This is a genomic window from Halovulum sp. GXIMD14794 (assembly GCF_054457455.1).
Map to the genome: position 1 here is coordinate 119,597 of NZ_JBTLNF010000006.1, position 19,793 is coordinate 139,389.

A 19,793-nucleotide genomic window follows, 5' to 3' on the forward strand; every position below is an offset into this window, starting at 1 on the left:
GGCCCTACAGCTTCAGTGCATCGCCAGAACGTCGGCGTCGCTCAGCATCGGCCGGGCGATAGCGAAGGCACCGCCGCTCAGAAGCTCGGGGAACAGCGCCCGGATCTCGGCCCGCTGCTCGGTCTCGAGCGCATCCAGCGCCAGATCCGAGGGGTTGAGACTTTCGCTCGGCGCACCGTTGGCGGTCAGGATCTCGTGCCGGTCGAGCAGCAGGTGGAAGTACTCGACCTCGCCGCCCTCTACCATGAAGACATCGTCGCGCACGGTCAGTTGGCGGGCGGTCACCAGGACCTCCCGCTGGCCGAACAAAACCTCGGCCTTCCAGCCCCCGACCAGCATCCGGTGCGCAGGCGACACCCGCAGATCGCGGTCATTGCCGAGGGCACCGGCCTTGATCGTGATCGGCGCAAGCGGCCCTGTCGCGGCCACGGTGCGCGAGCCGACCCAACGCAGCGGTTGCGCGCCGCGGTCGCGGGTCATCACCAGATCGCCCGCATGCAGATCCTCGATCGGGACCTCGCCGGTCGGGGTCAGGATCATCGTGCCGCGTGTGAAGCAGACGGTGTCGGCATAGGCCATGCCCTCACCCGGCTTCCACGGGTTGGCGTCGAAATCTGAAAGTGTCAGCGTCGTTCCGACCGGGGGGATAGGTCCGGTGATGATCGCGACCGGCGGCAGGCCCGAGCCTTCGAAGGTCACCTGACCGATCACCGTGGTCTGCTTGGCGCCGGACGCGTCGGTCCAGGTGTAGGTGTACTTGCTCTCCAGTTCGACGCCGACATTCTGCGTCACCTGGCCGTCCGACCCGGTGAAGCTGCCGAACGCGTCGCCCTGGTTGCCGGTGCTGTTGTCGTCCTCGAGAAGGTCGTTGTCGTCTTCCACCGTCATCGAGCCACGCGCGGCGCCGAAGGTGGCGTCCCAGTTCTCTTGCGTCAGCTGAAACTTGGACCGGGTCGCTTCGCTGAAGGTGGTCTTCGGATCGAACTCGAACGTTGTTACTTTATGCGTTGCCATCACTACTCGCATCGTTACTCACAGGCGCGGGCGCGCCCGCATGGTCACTGGCCGGAACCGCCGGCCATCGCTACTTGCGCCCCCGAATACGCCGGAAGCGCCTCGGCCCCTTGCGGAGCGCCCCGAAGCCACACGGCACCGGTCTGCGCACATGGCGACAGGCCGCGCAGATGGCGGATCGAACGGGGGATGTGTCTTGCCGGAGACCGGGCGGTCGTCCTGACCGCGCACAACGTAGGTGTGATCGGCGAAAATAAAGCCGGAATTGAGACGAAATTTAGCTAATTTGGCGTGACGTAGCGAGAACCTAAGATTATTTACTCTGGATTACTATTCTTACCTGTTAAACAATTCGCAGGTATCCTCGCAATACTTACGGTTGCATTTGAATATTAAAATGTACCGGCACGAAGGCGCACTCAGCGCCCGAAAGGCGTGATCTCGTCGGCCGACAAGGCATAGCCGATCTCGGCCAACTGGGTCGTGGTCGACGCGGTGCCGAACACCCCCGTCACGTTGACGGCCTCGAACAGCCCTTCCGTCTGGTAGGGCTCTTCGGTCGTTACCAGCACAAGCTGGTTCGCAGGCGGCGGCGGAACGTGGACGCAGGCGCCAACGAAGGGCACCAGCAGGAAGGTCGTCACGCCGTCGCCATCGTATTCCAATGGCACGATATATCCCGGCAGTCGCACGGTCTGCCCGTTCCATTCTGTCCGGACACCGGTCGACTCGGGCTGCTGGCTCATCAATCCAGCGCCATCATGCTCCACCAGCCCCTGAAGCTGCGGCGGCAGAACCACCTGCCCTTCCGGCACCAGGTCGTTCCAGTCCAGGTCGACGACCGTTTCGGACCACGCCGCGCTAGGCAGCGCCAGGGCGCAGGCAGACGCCAGCAGGGCACGCCGCGACAGGATCATTGGCCGACGCTCCCGGCCTGCCGGGCCATGGCGACATAGCTCGCCACCGGCAGCAGGACCGCCGGGCTGGTGAATTCGGATCGGGCCATCATTGCCTCCAGAACCTTTGCCTGAGACCAGTCCTGCCGTGTTCCGAGCTGGCGCGCAACCGCGGCGGCGGCCTCGGGGCGCATCTCGACCAGACCCGAGAGCGCCGCCTCGATCCGGGTCCGCAGCTCGTCAGAGCCGATGCCGTGGTGGATCGCCAGCGCCTCGACCACCTGCTCCAGCTTGTCGAGCGGCTGCGCAGGGTCGGAAAGTAGCGCTGCCTCCAGTTGCAATATCCCGTCGACGCCATCGAGCTCCACCAGCGCCGTGGCATAGGGCCCGAGGTTCTGCGCCCGATCCCAACTTTCCACCCGATCTATGAACCCGCGGATCTCGGCGCGGGCGCGCTCCTCGCCGCTGAGACCCAGCAACAGCACGCTGATCGGCTGGTAGGCATAGCCCTGCGGGCTCCACAGACCGTCCAGCAACTCCTCGACCGGGATCGTCATCTCGATGCCGCGCAACTGCGCATAGGGCACCTGGTCCAGCTCGCGCAGCACCAGCTGGCGCAGGTCCGGATTGTCCTGAAGTCCCGCGAATAGCGCCAGCCGTGCCGGATCGTAGCCCGGCTGCCAGCGGCTCCGTCCCTCTATCACCGCCGCGACGACCGGCGCGAAACTCTCGTCCATGTACCCAAGCCGCGCCCAGCCATCCGTCTCGGCGTCGTAGGCGAAGACCACGGTCTCGTCCGGGGCGTTCGCCAAACGGCGACGGGTCGTGCTGTCCACAAGCTGCGCGATCTCGACGGCGCGGCCGCCATCGACAAGCACCTCGACCGGCGCGAACCGGAACGGATCACCCTCTACCGGGCGGGCGAGGACAACCTGATCGGTCTCCAGCAGGCGATCGACGACGGTGCGCTCGGGCAGGTAGGTATGGAAGGCGCACGCCAAGGCGACCGGTGCGCCCAGAAGCGTCGCGACAATCGCTCCAGTGACTAGCAACCGCTTCGGCATTCCACTCCCCCTCCGGTCGGACCCCGAGCCAGCCTAGCACGGCCTGCACCGCCGGGCGAGCCGCCGCTATTCGAAGGGCTCGATCATCACCGCGCTCAGGGCATAGCCGATCTCGGCCAACTCGGTGCTCTGCATCTGCGTGCGCAATGTGCCTGTGACCCAGATCGCATCCCACAGATCGCCGACCTTCCAGGGCCGGTCGGTGGTCACGAACACAAGCTGGTTCGCCGGCGGCGGCGGCACGTGGATGCAGGCCCCGACGTAGGGCACAAGGATGAAACTGGTCGCTCCGTCAGCGTCCATGTCCATCGGAATGACATAGCCCGGCATCTTGATCAGCATGCCGTCCAGCGCGTCGTTCAGCTTGGTCGCGTTCTCGTCGAATACAGGAAGCCAGGTGTCGGCCTCGTAGTCCATCTCGCCCTCGCCGATGATCTCGGCATAGGGCACGCCGGGCGGGATCAGATCATCCCAGGTGATCTGCTGCGGCGCGGCCCAGGCCGCGCGCGGAACCAGAAGGCCGGCCGAAAGCGCCAGCATCTGCCGTCTGTTCGGATGCATGCTCATATCCTCACCATCATGCCGTCGGCCAGCGACAGGCGATAGGCCCTCAGCGCCGGAAGCAGGCTGACCAGCGCCGCCGCGCCGACGACGCCCAGCAGGACCCACAGCTCGCGCAGGCCCGGCGGGTCCAGCGGCAACCACAGCCCGAACGCCGAGTCAATCACCGGCCGCGCGAGTGCCAGCCCTGCGTAGAGAATCGCCATGCCCAGCAGGGCCCCGAGCGCCGCCATCACCATCGCCTCGAGCACCAGCAACCCCAGGATTGTGCCTGGTCGCGCCCCGACCGCACGCAGAATCGCCATCTCGCGGCGCCGCTCGTTCAGCCCCGAGAGGATCATCGCCATCATCCCCAGCAGCGCCGTCACCACGACCATGCCCGAGACCCCGACAAGCGCCGTCTCGGCCACGCCTACGATCTGCCACAACTCCTGCAGCGCTACCCCCGGAAGGATCGCCAGCAGGGGCTCCTCGGGGTATTCATTGATCCAGCGTTGCAGGGCGAAGATCCGAAGCTTGCTTTCGACGCCGACCAGTGCCGCCGTGATCGCCTCGGGCTGCAGGTCCATCTCGCGGATGACCTCGACCGGGGTGCTCGCCCCCGTCCGTCCGCCGCCCTGCCAGTCAACGTGGATCGCTTCGATACCGCCGAGGCTGACGATCACCGTGCGGTCCACCGGTGTACCGGTCTTCTCCAGCACGCCCGAGATGCGGAACGGCAGATCGTCGTGGTCGGTGAACGAGGCCAGCCCGTGCGAGACAACAATCGGGTCCCCCGTCGAATAGCCCAGCGTCGCGGCGACATCCGCACCGACGACCGCGTCGAACAGATCGCCCAACCCCTGCCCTTCGGCGAAGTCCAGCGACCGCCCGCCGCGATAGCGGTAGCGCTCGAAGAAGGCGTCCGTCGTGCCCATCACTCGGAACTGCCGATGGCTGTCGCCCAGCGAGATCGGCACGATCCAGTCCACCTCGGGCCGCGCGGCGATGTCCTGGTAGCTCTCCCAGGTCACGTTGTTCGTCGCATTGCCGATCCGGAACACCGAATAGAGCAGCAGTTGCACCGAGCCCGAGCGGGCCCCCACGATCAGGTCCGTTCCCGAGATCGTATCCGCGAAACTGGCCCGCGCCCCGGTCCGGACCTTCTCGACCCCAAGAAACAGCGCGACCGAGAGGGCGATGGCCAGCACGGTCATGCCGACCGTCAGCCCCCGTGCCAGCAGCGATCCGAAAGCGAGCCGCAGAATCATGCCGCTGTCCTTTCCGTCTGCGCGATCTCGGACAGATCCACCACCCGCGAGAACCGCCCGCCCAGCCGCGCATCATGGCTGACCATCAAAAGCGAGCTGCCCGCCTCGGCGCATTGCGCGAAGAGCATGTCCAGGAACCGGTCCTGGCTGCCCGCGTCCAGCGCCGAGGTCGGCTCGTCCGCCACGATCAGCCGGGGCCGTCCGATCAACGCGCGGGCAACGGCGACGCGCTGCTGCTGGCCGACGCTCAGCCGCCCTGCGGGCTGGTGCAGCAGATCCGGCGACAGTCCCAGCGCGCCGGTCAGGCGCAGCGCCTCGGCGGGACCGTCGCCCGCCCGCGCCCGCCGTTCGGGCGCAAAGCGCAGCGGCAGCAGGATGTTGTCCTGGACGGTGGCGAAGGGCAGCAGGTTGAACTGCTGGAAGATCACGCCGACATGCTCGGCCCGGAACCGGTCCCGCTTCCCGGCAGGCAGCGCGCCGAGATCGGTGCCATCGACCCGGACATGCCCCGAGTCCGCCGCCACCACGCCGCAGATCAGCGACAGCAACGTCGACTTGCCCGAGCCGCTTTCGCCCAGCAGCAGCACCGATTCGCCCGGCACCATCGAGAACGCCGGGACCGACAGCGCGAAAGACGCCCGCCCCGGCCAGCGGAAACGGACGTTCTCCAGGTCCAGCGGAGCCGTCGTCAAGTTCACATCGCTCCGTCGAGCGCCAGTACCGGGGCGTCGCGTCCGACCTCGAAGGCCTTCGCCGCGACGCCCGAGACGAGCTGGACCGTCAGCCGCTGCGCGTTCGGGAAGGTCTCGAAATAAGCGAAGTCGATCTGGGTCAGTTCTTCGGGCGCACCGCAGGTCAGCGCATATTCGGCACGGAACTCGGTGTGCCCGCCGGCCCCTTCCGCGTCGTGATCGTGCTCGGCGTGCTCATCTTCGTGGCCCTCATGCGCGTGGTCATCGTGGTCCGCGTCGGCATGCTCTTCATGATCGTGGTCGCCATGCTCTTCCGCATGATCCTCGTGTTCATGGTCGCCATGCTCACCGTGATCGTCACCCAGCAGCGTGACGTTGGCCGCAGATACCGAGCAGTTTGCCGCTCCGGGCAGGACGAAGAGCGCGAGGGGCGAGGCAAGCTGCGTTACCGCCTGCTCAATCGCAGCACGGTCTTCTGCGCTTTCCGCCGGATGCTCGAACCCGACGATATCGGCACCCGGAACGTCGAGCTCCATCACCACGGCATCCCCTTCGATGGCGATGCCAAGCTGGCCGTGCCCATGCTCATGGGCCGAAAGCCCCCGTTGGTCCTGTGCCAAAGCGGGCAAGGCAAGGCTGGCGGCGATGGCGAGAATCACAGGTCTCATGGGGTCCCCCTCTGAAATGTCCGGGGGGACTTTAGCGTTACACTATAACATTTTCCAGACGTCACTTTTGCCGCACCCCGATCGCCCACCGACCAACAGTGAACAAGTGACGCAGCACTTTTCGACATCGGCCCAATTGGCGACCGCTGACGAAACCTCTATTTGCAAACTGGGTGCCAACAGGCCAATAAAGCGCTGGCGCAGATCAGCACACCAATAGAAGGCCAGGAGAGTTCGTGACCGCGGAAGATCAATCGCTCATCGTCATCGCGCTTCTTCCCTTTCTGGGAGCGCTGTTTCCAGGTGTCATGATCCGGGCGGGCCGAAATGCCTGCGCGATCTTCACCGCTCTTCCGACGGCACTGGCGCTGACCATGCTGCTGATCCATGCGCCCGCGGTCCTCGACGGGCAGGTCATCACGGCCGAGCTGAACTGGCTGCCGCAGCTGGGCCTGTCCGCGTCGTTCTTCCTCGACGGACTGGGACTGCTTTTCGCCGGGATGATCCTGGGCGTCGGGCTGCTGATCACGCTCTATGCCCGCTATTACCTCTCGGGCGACGACCCAATGGGGCAGTTCTACGTCTATCTGCTACTGTTCCAGGGCGCGATGCTGGGCATCGTCCTGTCGAACAACATCCTGCTTCTGCTGATCTTTTGGGAACTGACCAGCCTCTCGTCCTTCCTGCTGATCGGCTACTGGAAACACCTGCCCGAAGGCCGTCAGGGCGCGCGCATGGCGCTGGCCGTGACCGGCGCGGGCGGGCTGGCGATGATCGGGGGCATGCTGATCCTCGGCCAGATCGTCGGCAGCTATGAGCTGACCGACATCCTGGCAGCGGGCGACCAGATCCGCGCCTCGGAATGGTACATGCCCGCGACGATCCTGATCCTGCTGGGCGCGTTCACCAAGTCGGCGCAGTTCCCGTTCCACTTCTGGCTTCCGCACGCGATGGCCGCGCCGACGCCGGTCTCGGCCTATCTGCACTCGGCGACGATGGTGAAGGCGGGCGTGTTCCTGATGGCCCGCATGTGGCCCGCGCTCTCGGGGACGCCGGAATGGTTCTACATCGTCTCGACGATCGGCCTGATCACCATGGTGCTCGGCGCGCTGATCGCGCTCTTCAAGGACGATCTCAAGGCGCTGCTGGCATTCTCGACGGTCAGCCACCTGGGCCTGCTGACGATGCTGCTGGGCTTCGGCACGCCGATGGCGGCGGTCGCGGCGGTGTTCCACATCATCAACCACCTCACCTTCAAAGCCGCGCTCTTCATGACCGCCGGGATCGTCGATCACGAGGCGCACACCCGCGACATCAAACGGCTCGGAGGGCTGCGCACGCTGATGCCGGTGACCTTCACCATCGGCACGATCGCGGCGCTATCGATGGCCGGGATGATCCCGCTCAACGGCTTCCTGTCGAAGGAGATGATGCTCGAGGAAGCTTCGCACACCGACTGGGCCGGCAGCCATTACGCGATACCGGTGCTCGCGACCATCGGCGCTTTGCTTTCAGTGGCCTACTCGTTCCGCTTCATCGCCCATGTGTTCCTGGGCCCGGTGCGCGACGACTACCCGCACAAGCCGCATGATCCGGGCGTCGGCATGTGGGCCTCGCCCGCACTGCTGGTGGTGCTGGTGGTGCTGATCGGCCTGCAGCCGGTGCTCGCCGAGCCGCTCGTCAAGATAGCCGCGGGCGCCGTCACAGGTGGCAATCTGTCCGACTTCCACCTGAAGATCTGGCACGGGGTCACCCCGTCGCTCTACATGACAATCATTGCGACCATCGGCGGCCTTGTCCTGCTGCTGCTCCACGCGCCGCTCGACCGCGCGTGGATCGCCGCGCCCCGCCCCGAGGCCAAGGCGATCTTCGACCGCTTCGTGGCGTTCTGCGTGGGCGTCTCGCGCCGCATCACCGAGGCGACGCACGACGGCGCGTTGACCCGGTATCTCGCGATCTTCGTGGTGGCGACGGTGGCGCTCGGCTACGCCGCATGGCGCGGCGGCAGCATGGCCGCCCCAACGCGCGAGCTGCTGCCCGTGCCGCCGATGGCGGCGGTTGGCTGGGTCCTTCTGCTCGTCGCGACCGCCTCGATGGTGGCGATGCACCGCAACCGCTTCCGCGCGCTCGTCATCATGGGCGTGATCGGGCTGACGATCTCGGTCGGCTTCGTCTACCTCTCGGCCCCCGATCTCGCACTGACGCAGATCTCGGTCGAGACCGTGACGATCATGTTCCTGCTGCTGGCGCTGCACTACATGCCGAAGTCCACACCCATCGAAAGCGGCGGCGTGCGGCGGATCCGCGATGGCGTGATCGCCCTCACCGCGGGCCTCGGCGTCGGCGCGCTGGCCTTCGCCTTCATGATGCGGGACGTCTCGACCATCGCCGACTACCACCTCGCCAACTCCTACGAGGGCGGCGGCGGCACCAACGTGGTGAACGTGATCCTGGTCGACTTCCGCGGCTACGACACCTACGGCGAGATCATCGTGCTCGGCATCGCCGGCCTGATCATCTTCGCACTGATGGAAGCGCTGCTGAACGGCCCCGCCGCCCGCAAGCTGCGCAACACCGACTATTCCGAGAACCGCTCGCGCGACCGGCACCCGCTGATGATGGTGGTCGCCACGCGGGTGATGATGCCGATCGCCATCGTGGTGGGGATCTACATCTTCCTGCGCGGCCACAACCAGCCGGGCGGAGGGTTCGTCGCGGGCCTGGTGATCTCGATCGCCCTGCTGATGCAGTACATGGCATCGGGCTTCGCCTGGACGCAAAGCCGCCAGCGGATCGAGTACCACGCGATGATCGGCCTCGGCGCGGTGATCGCTGGCCTGACCGGCGCAGGCGCCTGGCTCGCCGGACGGCCGTTCCTGACCAGCGCCTTCGGCTATGTCCACCTGCCCCCGATCGAGGAGTTTGAACTCGCCACCGCGATGCTGTTCGACCTCGGCGTGTTCCTGACCGTGATGGGCGCGGTGATGCTGATGCTCTACAGCCTGTCGCGCATCGCGCGCTACGCCGGCGAGACCATGAACGTCGAGCCGATGGACTACGACCCGTCCAACCGGACCCGCATCGCGCAGCAGAGGGAGAACTGAGATGGAGATCGTCGTCGCCAGTTCCGTGGGCGCCCTGACCGCCGCCGGGGTCTACCTGATCCTGCGCCTGCGCGCCTTCGCGGTGATCCTCGGCCTCGCGCTGCTATCCTACGCGGTGAACATCTTCCTGTTCGCCTCGGGCCGCCTGACGGTCAACGAGCCGCCGATCCTGTCGCCCTATGGCGAGGCCAGCTACACCGACCCGCTGCCGCAGGCGCTGGTGCTGACGGCCATCGTGATCTCGTTCGGGATGACGGCGGTGCTGGTGATGGTCGCACTCGGCGCGCACCTCGAATCCGGTGATGACCGGATCGACCTCGACAAACCCGACGCGGAGGAAGACGAAGCTTTGGAAGGCCCGGCACAATGAACCACTGGGTAATCGCGCCTGTCATCCTGCCTGCGCTTCTCGCGCCGCTGATCGGCTTCGTCATGCGCCACGACATCCAGCTGGCGCGGACCGCCTCGGTCGCCGGCACCGTGGCGCTGACCGCCATCGCCATAGGCCTTGCCGCCCTCGCGGCGGGCGGCGGCACCGAGGTCTATTACCTTGGCAACTGGCCCGCCCCCTTTGGCATCGTGCTGGTGCTCGACCGGCTGTCGGCGCTGATGGTGCTGCTCACCTCGGTGCTGGCGCTGATCGTGCTGATCCACGCCATCGCGACGGGCTGGGACTCGCGCGGGCGGCACTTCCACGCCCTGTTCCAGTTCCAGCTGATGGGCATCTGCGGCGCCTTCCTGACCGGAGACGTCTTCAACCTTTTCGTCTTCTTCGAGGTGCTGCTGATCGCCTCCTACGGGCTGATGATCCACTCCGGCGGGCGCGAGCGGATGCGGGCAGGCCTGCAGTACGTGGTCATCAACCTGGCAGGCTCGACACTGTTCCTGTTCGCGCTCGGCACGCTCTACGCGACCACGGGCACGCTCAACATGGCCGACCTCGCCGTGCGTATGCAGGCGATCCCCGCCGAGGAGGCGGCGCTGGTCCGCGTCGCGGCGATTCTGCTGATGATCGTCTTCGCGGTGAAGGCGGCGCTGTTCCCGGTGCAGTTCTGGCTGCCGGGCACCTATGCCAACGCGCCGGGGCCGGTGGCGGCTCTGTTCGCGATCATGACCAAGGTCGGCGCCTATGCGATCCTGCGGATCCACACGCTGATCTTTGGCCCAGGGATCGAGGCCACGCACGGCCTCGCCGGAACCTGGCTGTTCCCGGCGGCGGTCATCACCATCGCCATCGGCGCCTTCGGCGTGCTGGGCGCACGGCGGCTGATGCCGCTGATCGCCTTCTCTGTGGTGGGCTCGATGGGCACGCTGATGATCGCCATCTCGGCCTTCACGCCGACGGCGACCACCGCGGCGCTCTACTACCTCGTGCATTCCACCTTCGCCGCCGCAGCCCTGTTCCTGCTCGCCGACCTGGTCATCGCACGGCGCGAGGCGGACAGTCTGCGCCCGCAACCGGCGATCGTGCAGAACGGCCTCTTCGCGGCGCTGTTCTTCGGCGGCGCCATCGCCATGGCCGGGATGCCGCCGCTAAGCGGGTTCCTCGGCAAGCTGCTGGTGCTCGACGCACTGCGTGCGCCGGGGATCATTACCTGGGCATGGAGCGCAGTGCTGATCGGCTCGCTTCTGACCATCGTCGGCTTCGCCCGCGCAGGCAGCCTGCTGTTCTGGAAATCGACCGCGGTGCTGGTGCCGGACGCCCCCGAGGGCCCCGAAGAGAACCAGCCCGCCCCCGGCCCCGCCCCGGCCGGCGTGGCCGAGGTTTTCCCCGCCATGGCCGCGCTCGCCGTTCTGGTGGCGCTGTCGATCTTCGCCGGACCGGTCGCCGACTACCTCGATGGGACCACCGCGCAGCTCTTCGACCGCCAGGGCTACGTGACCTCGGTCATCGGCACGGAAACGGAGAGCTGACATGATCCGCCGTCTCATCCCGCACCCGCTGCTCAGCCTGACCCTGCTGCTGGTCTGGCTCGGCCTCGTGAACACGGTCACCGTGGGCAACCTGCTGCTGGGCACCTTCCTCGGCATCACCGTGCCGATGATCACCGCGCCCTACTGGCCGAACAGCCCGAAGCTGCGCCGCCCGTTCGTGGTGATCGAATACGTGCTGATCGTCCTCTGGGACATTGTCGTCGCCAACGTCCAGATCGCGATGATCATCGTGTTCAAGAAGAACGAGGATATCCGGTCCCACTGGGTGAACGTGCCGCTCGACCTGACCTCGCCCGAGGCGATCACCGTGCTGGCCGGAACGATCACCATGACCCCCGGCACGGTCTCGGCCAGCCTCTCGGCAGACGGGCGCTGCATCTTGGTGCACTGCCTGCACACCGACGATCCGGCCGCCGAGCGCGACGGCATCAAGCAACGCTACGAACGGCGTCTCAAGGAGGTGTTCGAATGATCGAAATCGCCCTGCTCTTCGCATTCGCCTGTTTCGGCCTCGGCCTGCTGATCTGCCTCTGGCGTCTCGCCACCGGACCGGATTCCGCGGACCGGGTGCTGGCGCTCGACACCATGGTGATCAACTTCATCGCGCTCCTGATCCTCTACGGCATCTGGAAGGGCACCGCCGTCTACTTCGAGGTCTCGATGCTGGTGGCCATGGTCGGCTTCGTCTCCACCGTCGCCTACTGCCGCTTCGTCCTGCGCGGCGACATCATCGAGTGAGGGCCGCATGATCGTTCTAGCCGAAATCCTCGTCAGCCTGATGATCGTCATCGCCGGCGTCTTTGGTCTGGTCGGCTCCTATGGGCTGGTGAAACTGCGCGACACGATGCAGCGCCTGCACGGGCCGACCAAGGCGACGACCCTTGGCGTCGGCGCGGCGCTGATCGCCTCGATGCTCTACTTCACGATCTTCAAGGGGCACTTGTCGTTCCACGAGCTGCTGATCACGCTGTTCCTGTTCCTGACCGCGCCGATCACCGCGAACTTCATCGCCAAGGCGTACATGGTCCGCAACGTCCGCGCGAAGGACCTGCCGAACACCGGCGGACAGTACGGCTGGGCCGCCTACGACGACCCCCCGGGCTCGATCGAAGGCGAGTGAGCCTCAGGCGGTCGCACGCCGCATCAGCTTGAACCCGAGGTCGATGACCTGTGGCGTGCCCCGCAACTCGGGATCCAGCAGGATCGCGGCGGCGCGGCGCCCGATTTCCTCGCCCGGGAAGGCCACCGTGGTCAGGTCCAGCCCGGCGGCGCCCGCCATTTCCAGCCCGCCGAACGCAGCGACGGCCAGTTGCTCCGGCACCGCCATCCTGCACCGCCGCGCCGCGCTCAGCACACCGAGCGCCACCGGGTCGCTCACGCAGATCACCGCGTCCAGATCGGGCCAGCGCGCCAGCGCCTCGTCCAGCGCGCGCGCACCGAATTCGACATTCGACGAATCGCCCCCGCGCGATACCATCCGGGGTGCACCCAGCCCCGCCGCCTGCAGCGCGGCGGCATAGCCCTCGGCCCGGCGCTGGCCCCGGCTGTCGCCCGGCCGGTCGCCGCCCAGAAAGGCAATGCTGCGCCGCCCCGTCTCGACCAGGTACTCGGTCAACGCCCGGCCCGCCGCGAGGTTCGAGAACCCGACGACATGCCCCAGCGGCCGCTCGGGCATCTGCCAGACCTCGACCACCGGCACCTGCGAGGCAGCAAGCATCTGCCGTACCTCGTCGGTATGGCCGGTGCTGGTCAGCACCAGCCCGTCCGGCCGCCGCCCCAACAGGGTACGCACGGCCTCTTCCTCGACCGCCGGGTCATAGTCCGTACTGGTCAGCAGCAACTCGTGCCCCGCCCCGCGCAGTTCCCGCGAGAGCCCGTCGATCGTCGAGGCAAAGACCGAATCCCCCAGCGTCGAGACCAGCGCCCCGACCACGCCCGAGCGCATCGAGGACAAGGCACCAGCGGTGCGGTCCGGCACGTAGCCCAGTTCCCGGATCGCCGCCTGCACGCGGGTCCGGGTCGGCTCGGCCACCTTGTCGGGCGTGCGGATCACCCTTGATACGGTGATCTTCCCGACCCCGGCCTTCGCCGCGACCTCGCCCATCGTGACCCATTTGCGCCTGTCCAAACCGCCCTGCCCGCTGTCGATAACCCAACCGCGAACTTAGCGTTTGACGCCGGGCAAACGCAAATGGTATCGGTACCACAACACGAAATGGTATCGATACCATCATAAGGGAGGAGCCCATGCTCACCAAAGACCAGATCGCCACCTATTTCGAGGAAGGCTACCTGCTCGTCGAAGACGTGCTGACGCCCGAGGAACTGGGAAAGATGCAGGACATCGCGCACGACCTAATCGACAAGTCGCGCCATGTCACCGAAAGCAACGAGGTCTACGATCTCGACCAGGGCCACTCGGCCGAACAGCCCAAGCTGACCCGCGTGAAACTGCCCCACAAGCAGCACCCGTTCTTCTGGGAGGTGCTGAAGAACTCCCGCGTGACCGAGGTGATGCGCCAGCTTCTGGGCGCCAACGTGCTGATCCAGACCTCGAAGCTGAACACCAAGGCGCCCGGTGGCGGCGCGGCGGTCGAATGGCACCAGGACTGGGCCTTCTACCCGCACACCAACGACGACATGCTGGCCTTCGGCGTGATGCTCGAGGACGTGACCCCCGAGAACGGCCCGTTGCAGGTCATCCCCGGCTCGCACAAGGGGCCAGTCCTCAGCCACAACAACGCTGACGGCATATTCTGCGGCGCGGTCGACCCGGACGATCCCGAGTTCCACCTCGACCAGGCGGTGACGATCACCGGCAAGGCGGGATCGATGTCGATCCACCACGCGCGGACCCTGCACGGCTCGGCGCCGAACGTCTCGGACAAGGCCCGGCTGATGCTGTTCTACGAGCTTTGCGCCGCCGATGCGTGGCCGCTGATGGGCGGATCGGCCTACCTGCAACGCCTGCCGCAGGTCGAGCAGTGGCAGGACCTGCTGGAACGCGTGGTGATCGGCGAGCCGGTCCTTCAGCCGCGCCTCGAACAGGTACCCGTGCGCTTGCCGCTGCCGCCCGCGCCGGACGTCAGCTCGATCTTCCAGTTGCAGAAAAGCGGCGGCGCGAAATCGGCCTTCGCGCGCTGAACCTCTCGGCCCGCCCCGCGCGGCGGGCCGCCCCTCACGGGCATGTTACCGATGTCCCCTGTTCCACCGGGCGCCTCTCGCGCCTATCTCGGATGCAGGGGATATCCCCCTTTGCCGAGGCAACGCGCATGCGTCCCGCGCCTCGCCCGAAAGGACCGAACATGCTGACCAGTACCCGCCGCCCGCTTGCGGCGACCGCGCTTCTTGCGGTCCTCGCAGCCCCCGCCCTCGCCTCCGATCCCTCGCTGGAAAGTGCGCCGCGCGCAGGGACTGGCTTCGGCGGTTACGACCCGGTCGTCTACCAGACCGAGGGCGCCACCCGGATCGGCTCCGCCGCGTTCGCCGTCTACCATGACGGGCTGACCTACTACTTCTCCAGCGCCGAGAACGCGCAACGCTTCCGCCGCGACCCCTCGCGCTTTGCCGAAACCCCGGTCGGCGCCTGCGGATCGGGCACCGGGGAATTCCTCAAAGCGACCGGCGCCGGGTTGGTTCCCGCCGGGTACTGACCGCCCGCACGGCTTATCCCGGTACCCCGCCCAGCTGCTCCGCCAGATGATCGATCAGCGCGCGGATGCGCGCGGTCAGGTGCCGGTTCGGCGGATAGACCGCATAAAGCGGCATCGGCGCCCGCTCCTGATCCGCGAACAGCAGCTTCAGCGCGCCACTCTCGATGAAGGGCCGTGCGGCGTAGTACGGAACACGCCCGATCCCCTGCCCGCCAAGCGTCATGTGCACCACCGCGCGGGGCGAGTTCGCCCGGAAGCCGCCCTCCACCGCGACCTCGACGCGCTGCCCGTTCCGCTGGAATGACCAGAGATCCGGATGCGCCGAGGCCACCTGCAACAGGCAGCGATGCGTCGCCAGCGCCTCCGGCTCGCCCGGCTCGCCATGTGCCGCCAGATAGTCGGGCGCGGCGACCACCACCACACGCATGTCGGTCAGTTTCCGCGCGACCAGCGACGAGTCGCGCAGCACCCCGAAACGGATCGCCAGGTCCAGTCCTTCCTCGAGGATCGGCACATAATGATCCGCCAGCCGCAGCTCGATCTGCACCCCCGGATGCGCCCGCTGGAACGGATGCAGCGCCTCGACCAGCTCGCGGCTGCCGAACCCGGTCGGCGCGGTGATCCGGATTGGCCCGGCAAGCGCGGTCTGCCGCTGCTGCACCACGTCCTCCAGCTCGGCGAACTGGTCCAGCAGCGGCAGGCACCGGTCCAGGTACGCCCGCCCGGTATCGGTGATCGTCACGCTGCGGGTCGAGCGGTGCAGCAACTGCGCGCCCAACCTCGCCTCAAGCCGCGCGACATATTTGCTGGCCAGCTTGGTGCTGATCCCCACCTGTTTCGCGCCCCCGGTGAAGGAGCGCTTCGCAGCAACGGCGGCAAAGGCGCGCATACAGTCGATTGTGTCCATTCCTGCTGATCCCGGCCCGGGTTGATTATCCCCGATATGTTCACGGTAATTCGTCAGAAAGGTCAATTATCGCCGCAGCGATCCACGGCTATCTCTTTGGCCAGCCACCCCAGCGGTGGCCCCGTCTTACCGAAGCCCAAGGCAACGAAGGAAGCCGCACATGTCCCAGCCGATCCGCATCCACGGATTTCCCATCTCCGGCCACGCCCACCGGGTGGAGCTGTTCGCCAGCCTCGCCGGCATCGCGCACGAGGTCGTCACCGTCGACCTTCCCGGCGGCGCACACAAACAGCCGCCGTTCCTGGCGCTGAACCCGTTCGGCCAGGTGCCGGTGATCGAGGACGGCGACGTCGTGATCCAGGATTCGAACGCAATCCTCGTCTATCTCGCCCGCAAATACGCCCCCGCCTTCCTGCCCACCGACCCGGTGCTCGAGGCTCAGGTGCAGCGCTTCCTGACGCTCGCCGCCGGTGAGCTGGCCTTCGGCCCCGCCGCCGCCCGCCTGATCACCGTGTTCAACGCGCCGCTCGATGCCGATTTCGCCAAGGCGACCGCCGCCAAGGTTCTGGGCAAGCTCGACGCGCATCTGGAAGGCCGCGAGTTTCTGGTGGGCGACGCCCCGACCATCGCCGATGTCGCGATCTACTCCTACACCGCCCACGCGCCCGAAGGCGGGGTCTCGCTGGAACCTTACCCCAACGTCCGCCGCCTGCTGCGCAATGTCGAGGCGCTCAAAGGTTTCAAGCCGATGCCCGCCACCAAGGCTGGCCTCGCCGCCTGATCTGCCGCACAGGGGCGCCGCGCCAGGCGCCCCTTCCCACCCGGAGACCGCCATGACCCTGCCCGCACCCGACACGCTCTCGCCCTTCCACGCGGGCGAGCAGGAGCTTCAGCGCCGCGCCGGCAAACGCGACCGTGTCGAGCAGTTCGGCCGCCGCGCCGTGCGCCCGTTCATGCCCGACCAGCACCGCAGCTTCTTCGAGCAGCTGCCGTTCCTTGTGATCGGCACCGTGGACGAAAGCGGCTGGCCCTGGGCTGGGATGCTGACCGGGCGCCCCGGCTTTGTCCGCGCGCCGGACGACCGGCGGCTGGAAATCACCCCCGACCGGATCGCGGGCGATCCCGCAGGCGACGCGCTGCGCCCCGGCGCGGCCTTGGGCGGACTGGGGATCGAGCTTCACAGCCGTCGCCGCAACCGCGTCAACGGGCGCGTCTCGGCACTTGACGGGGATCGCCTGACGCTCGCCGTCGACCAGTCCTTCGGCAACTGCCCGCAATACGTCGAGGCCCGCGCACTGCATTACCCGGACACGCCCGCCGCGCCGCTGCGCGCCCGGCCCGTCGGCTCGCTTCAGGACCTCGACGGCCTGCCCGCACGGCTGATCGCCGAGGCCGACATGTTCTTCGTCGCAAGCTACGTCCCCGCCGGTCGCCACCCCGAGCGCGAGGGCGTCGACGTCTCGCACCGGGGCGGTCGGCCTGGCTTCGTGCTGGTCGAGGGCGACCGGCTGACGATCCCCGACTTCCCCGGAAACAACCTCTTCAACACGTTCGGGAATTTCCTGCTGAACCCGCGCGCGGGCCTGCTGTTCCCGGATTTCCGCAGCGGCAGCCTGCTGCAACTGATTGGAACCGTCGAGCTGCTCGACCACACCGACCCGGCCATCGCCGGCTTTCGCGGCGCCGAGCGCGGCTGGCGCTTCACCCTGCGCGAGGGCACCTGGCTCGAAGCCGCGCTGCCGTTCCGTGCCGAACACGGCGCGCCTTCTCCGAACAGCTTGCTCACCGACACCTGGGCCGAGGCTCGCGCCCGAGCGGAGCATGCCGCCGACCGCCATCGCTGGCGCCCGCTCACCGTTACCCGCATCGTGGACGAAAGCGCGTCGATCCGCTCGTTCCACCTTGCACCCGCTGACGGCAGCCCCGTCGCCACGTTCGAGGCCGGACAATTCCTGCCCCTGACCCTCGACATCCCCGGCCAGCCCGAGCCGGTGCAACGAACCTATACGGTCTCGTCGGCACCCGGCGAAGACGCCTACCGCATCTCGGTGAAACGCGAGGTCGACGGGCTCGTCTCCCGCTTCCTGCACGACCGGATCAGGCCCGGAGACACGCTCCCGGCGCAAGCCCCCCGCGGCGGGTTCCACCTCGACACCACGTCCCACCGACCCGCCCTACTGATCGGCGGCGGTGTCGGGATCACCCCGATGATCGCAATGGCCCGCCATGCCGCCCGCGAAGGGCTGCGCACCCGGCACCTGCGCCCGCTGACGGTCCTGCACGCCGCGCGCACCGCCGCCGATCTGGCCTTCACGCAGGAATTCCGGGACCTCGAAGCCGCGACAGAGGGTGGCATCCGCTACCTCTCCGCCCTCTCGGGCGCGGGCGAACGCTCCGACTTCCCCGGCCGCATCGGCGCCGACACACTCCGCGCCCTGCAGCCGGACCCCGGGGGCGAGGTCTATCTCTGCGGCCCCGGCGGCTTCATGCAGGCAGTTTACGATACGTTATTGGAACTCGGCATTCCCGACGATCGGATCCACGCCGAAGCCTTTGGCCCCTCGGCCCTGACCCGGCGTGGCCCCGCCAGCGCCCCCGAGGCCGAAAGCGCCACGGTCCACTTCGCCCGGTCGAGCTTTGCGCAAGGCTGGACGCCCGAGGACGGGCCGCTGCTCGACTTTGCCGAGGCGCACGGGCTGTCGCCCAACTTCAGCTGCCGCTCGGGCAGTTGCGGAAGTTGCGCAACGCGCATCACTTCCGGCAGCGTCGCCTACCGCTCCGCCCCCTCGGCGGCCCCGCCCGAGGGCACGGCGCTGATCTGCTGCGCGGTCCCCGCGGCGGGTAGCGACGCATTGACCCTCGATCTCTAGGCGGGGGGCCGGGCCGCGGCCAGCCGGGACAGGCACGCGCCGAACTCTACCTGCAACACCGGCTTTCGCAGCACCTGGTCGGGCCGCAGCATGTCGATCTCGGCCAGGTAACGCGGATCGCAGGTGCCGGTCACGAAGACGACCCTCAGCCCCGGCAACCGGCCACGCATCCAGACGGCGACCTCGGTGCCGAGGCTGCCGTCGACCAGTTCCATGTCGGTGATCAGCACGTCCGGCGTCAGGTCGCCGAACCGCTCCCGCGCCGCGCGCGCGGACGCCGAGGTGCCCAGCACGCGGTAGCCCGCATCCCGGCACATGTCCTCTAGGTCGAGTGCGATGAACGCCTCGTCCTCCACTATGACCGCTGTGGGTTTGTCCATCTGCTCGTCCTCCAAGCAGAACAACGAGCCCCCGCAACCTGGGGTTCCTGCGGAATTGCCGCAGCGAAGAAACATCACCGGCACCACGTGACATTTCCGCCAGCCTTCGGGCGAGGCGGCGTCAACCGTCGCTGGCGGGCAAATGCACCTCCAGCAGCAGCTCGGCCGTGCGGCGCGCATCACCCGCCGGATCCCGCTCGTGACCGAGATGCGCGGTGACGATCGCGCCCTCCTTCAACAGCAGCAGGGCGCGCGCCAGCGCGGCGGGATCGGCGGCGCCCGCGTCGGTCGCAATCTCCGACACACGCCGGAACAGCAGTTGCTTGTGTTGGGCCGACTGCACGTGGATCGGATGCTCCCGGTCGGGGTACTCCGACGCCGCCTTGATGAACATGCACGAGCTGAACGTCGGCTCGGCGAACCATTCGCCCATGGCGTCGAACATCGCCAGAAGCTGCGCGCGGGGCGAGCCGGCCTGCTCCATCCGGCGGAACAGCCAGTTGCGGAAATTCTCGTCGCGCAGCCGCAGGGTCGCGAGGATCAGTTCTTCCTTGCTGCGGAAATGCTTGAACATCGTGGTCTTCGAGATGCCGGTCTCCGCCGCAAGCAGATCCATGCCCGCGGCGTGGAACCCCTCGCGGTAGAAGACCTCCAGCGCCTTGCGCACCAGTTCGTCGCGTTTGCTCGGCCGCATATTGCCTCCATTAATGGACTGACTTGTATATCCATTTATCGCAACACCGCAAGAGAGATTGCCTGTTTCCACGGCATAATCACAGTTCCTTGTACTGGAATCCGA

Annotated in this window: 21 protein-coding genes; 10 read left to right on the top strand and 11 right to left on the bottom strand. The window is 67.2% G+C overall.

All coding sequences use genetic code 11. The features are described from left to right. Positions 1-12: 12 nt before the first annotated feature. From ACW9UR_RS15370 to zrgA, 7 genes are all read right to left on the bottom strand, one after another. The gene (locus tag ACW9UR_RS15370; RefSeq protein WP_458917929.1) at positions 13-1,014 is read right to left on the bottom strand and encodes a Hint domain-containing protein; all 1,002 of its coding nucleotides are present in this window, start codon (positions 1,012-1,014) and stop codon (positions 13-15) included. Between the two features lie 419 nt (positions 1,015-1,433). Next, on the bottom strand, positions 1,434-1,931 hold the full coding sequence (locus ACW9UR_RS15375) for a DUF3299 domain-containing protein (RefSeq protein ID WP_458917930.1): 498 nt from the start codon (positions 1,929-1,931) through the stop codon (positions 1,434-1,436). Then, entirely contained in the window at positions 1,928-2,974 is a 1,047-nt protein-coding gene (locus ACW9UR_RS15380; RefSeq protein ID WP_458917931.1) for a hypothetical protein, read from the bottom strand. The genes ACW9UR_RS15375 and ACW9UR_RS15380 overlap by 4 nt, the downstream gene beginning before the upstream one ends. 66 nt (positions 2,975-3,040) lie before the next feature. After that, complete coding sequence (locus ACW9UR_RS15385; RefSeq protein ID WP_458917932.1) at positions 3,041-3,535, bottom strand: DUF3299 domain-containing protein; 495 nt, start codon at positions 3,533-3,535, stop codon at positions 3,041-3,043. A 2-nt stretch (positions 3,536-3,537) separates the two neighbouring features. After that, on the bottom strand, positions 3,538-4,785 hold the full coding sequence (locus ACW9UR_RS15390; RefSeq protein WP_458917933.1) for an ABC transporter permease: 1,248 nt from the start codon (positions 4,783-4,785) through the stop codon (positions 3,538-3,540). Beyond that, entirely contained in the window at positions 4,782-5,477 is a 696-nt protein-coding gene (locus tag ACW9UR_RS15395) for an ABC transporter ATP-binding protein (RefSeq protein WP_458917934.1), read from the bottom strand. The genes ACW9UR_RS15390 and ACW9UR_RS15395 overlap by 4 nt, the downstream gene beginning before the upstream one ends. A gap of 2 nt (positions 5,478-5,479) precedes the next feature. Then, positions 5,480-6,145 carry a zinc uptake protein ZrgA gene (zrgA, locus tag ACW9UR_RS15400; protein ID WP_458917935.1) on the bottom strand — a complete coding sequence of 222 codons (666 nt, stop codon included), beginning with the start codon at positions 6,143-6,145 and terminating at the stop codon, positions 5,480-5,482. Positions 6,146-6,381: 236 nt separating this feature from the next. On the opposite strand from zrgA, the gene ACW9UR_RS15405 reads away from it, so the two are divergent. Genes ACW9UR_RS15405 through ACW9UR_RS15430 form a run of 6 tightly spaced genes read left to right on the top strand, consistent with a single transcriptional unit; the run spans position 6,382 to position 12,304 of the window. Continuing rightward, the gene (locus ACW9UR_RS15405; RefSeq protein ID WP_458917936.1) at positions 6,382-9,249 is read left to right on the top strand and encodes a monovalent cation/H+ antiporter subunit A; all 2,868 of its coding nucleotides are present in this window, start codon (positions 6,382-6,384) and stop codon (positions 9,247-9,249) included. A gap of 1 nt (position 9,250) precedes the next feature. Further along, positions 9,251-9,619 (top strand): Na+/H+ antiporter subunit C, encoded by a 369-nt coding sequence (locus ACW9UR_RS15410; protein WP_458917937.1) that lies wholly within the window; start codon positions 9,251-9,253, stop codon positions 9,617-9,619. After that, positions 9,616-11,163 (top strand): monovalent cation/H+ antiporter subunit D, encoded by a 1,548-nt coding sequence (locus ACW9UR_RS15415; RefSeq protein ID WP_458917938.1) that lies wholly within the window; start codon positions 9,616-9,618, stop codon positions 11,161-11,163. Before ACW9UR_RS15410 ends, ACW9UR_RS15415 begins: the two co-directional genes overlap by 4 nt. Before the next feature lies 1 nt (position 11,164). After that, complete coding sequence (locus ACW9UR_RS15420; RefSeq protein ID WP_458917939.1) at positions 11,165-11,656, top strand: Na+/H+ antiporter subunit E; 492 nt, start codon at positions 11,165-11,167, stop codon at positions 11,654-11,656. After that, positions 11,653-11,922 (top strand): K+/H+ antiporter subunit F, encoded by a 270-nt coding sequence (locus ACW9UR_RS15425; protein ID WP_458917940.1) that lies wholly within the window; start codon positions 11,653-11,655, stop codon positions 11,920-11,922. Before ACW9UR_RS15420 ends, ACW9UR_RS15425 begins: the two co-directional genes overlap by 4 nt. Before the next feature lie 7 nt (positions 11,923-11,929). Next, positions 11,930-12,304 (top strand): Na+/H+ antiporter subunit G, encoded by a 375-nt coding sequence (locus tag ACW9UR_RS15430; protein ID WP_458917941.1) that lies wholly within the window; start codon positions 11,930-11,932, stop codon positions 12,302-12,304. Positions 12,305-12,307: 3 nt separating this feature from the next. Here ACW9UR_RS15430 and ACW9UR_RS15435 read toward each other — a convergent pair whose 3' ends face one another. Then, positions 12,308-13,312, bottom strand: coding sequence for a LacI family DNA-binding transcriptional regulator (locus tag ACW9UR_RS15435; protein ID WP_458917942.1), 1,005 nt, complete (start codon positions 13,310-13,312; stop codon positions 12,308-12,310). A gap of 119 nt (positions 13,313-13,431) precedes the next feature. Between ACW9UR_RS15435 and ACW9UR_RS15440 the strand changes: the two genes are divergently transcribed. Together ACW9UR_RS15440 and ACW9UR_RS15445 are read left to right on the top strand one after the other, a co-directional pair. Further along, positions 13,432-14,328: a phytanoyl-CoA dioxygenase family protein gene (locus tag ACW9UR_RS15440; protein WP_458917943.1), complete on the top strand. Its 897-nt coding sequence runs from the start codon at positions 13,432-13,434 to the stop codon at positions 14,326-14,328. Between the two features lie 161 nt (positions 14,329-14,489). After that, positions 14,490-14,837 (top strand): hypothetical protein, encoded by a 348-nt coding sequence (locus ACW9UR_RS15445; protein WP_458917944.1) that lies wholly within the window; start codon positions 14,490-14,492, stop codon positions 14,835-14,837. A gap of 13 nt (positions 14,838-14,850) precedes the next feature. On the opposite strand, the gene ACW9UR_RS15450 is transcribed toward ACW9UR_RS15445, so the two are convergent. Next, entirely contained in the window at positions 14,851-15,744 is an 894-nt protein-coding gene (locus tag ACW9UR_RS15450) for a LysR family transcriptional regulator (RefSeq protein WP_458917945.1), read from the bottom strand. 160 nt (positions 15,745-15,904) lie between these two features. On the opposite strand from ACW9UR_RS15450, the gene ACW9UR_RS15455 reads away from it, so the two are divergent. Together ACW9UR_RS15455 and ACW9UR_RS15460 are read left to right on the top strand one after the other, a co-directional pair. Further along, positions 15,905-16,525 carry a glutathione S-transferase family protein gene (locus ACW9UR_RS15455; RefSeq protein ID WP_458917946.1) on the top strand — a complete coding sequence of 207 codons (621 nt, stop codon included), beginning with the start codon at positions 15,905-15,907 and terminating at the stop codon, positions 16,523-16,525. 52 nt (positions 16,526-16,577) lie between these two features. Further along, complete coding sequence (locus tag ACW9UR_RS15460; RefSeq protein ID WP_458917947.1) at positions 16,578-18,614, top strand: 2Fe-2S iron-sulfur cluster-binding protein; 2,037 nt, start codon at positions 16,578-16,580, stop codon at positions 18,612-18,614. Here the strand turns inward: ACW9UR_RS15460 and ACW9UR_RS15465 are convergent. Together ACW9UR_RS15465 and ACW9UR_RS15470 are read right to left on the bottom strand one after the other, a co-directional pair. Continuing rightward, a complete protein-coding gene (locus tag ACW9UR_RS15465) occupies positions 18,611-18,994 on the bottom strand; it encodes a response regulator (RefSeq protein WP_458917948.1) in 384 nt (127 codons plus the stop codon). The genes ACW9UR_RS15460 and ACW9UR_RS15465 overlap by 4 nt on opposite strands. Before the next feature lie 121 nt (positions 18,995-19,115). Next, entirely contained in the window at positions 19,116-19,688 is a 573-nt protein-coding gene (locus ACW9UR_RS15470; RefSeq protein ID WP_458917949.1) for a TetR/AcrR family transcriptional regulator, read from the bottom strand. Positions 19,689-19,793 lie beyond the last annotated feature (105 nt).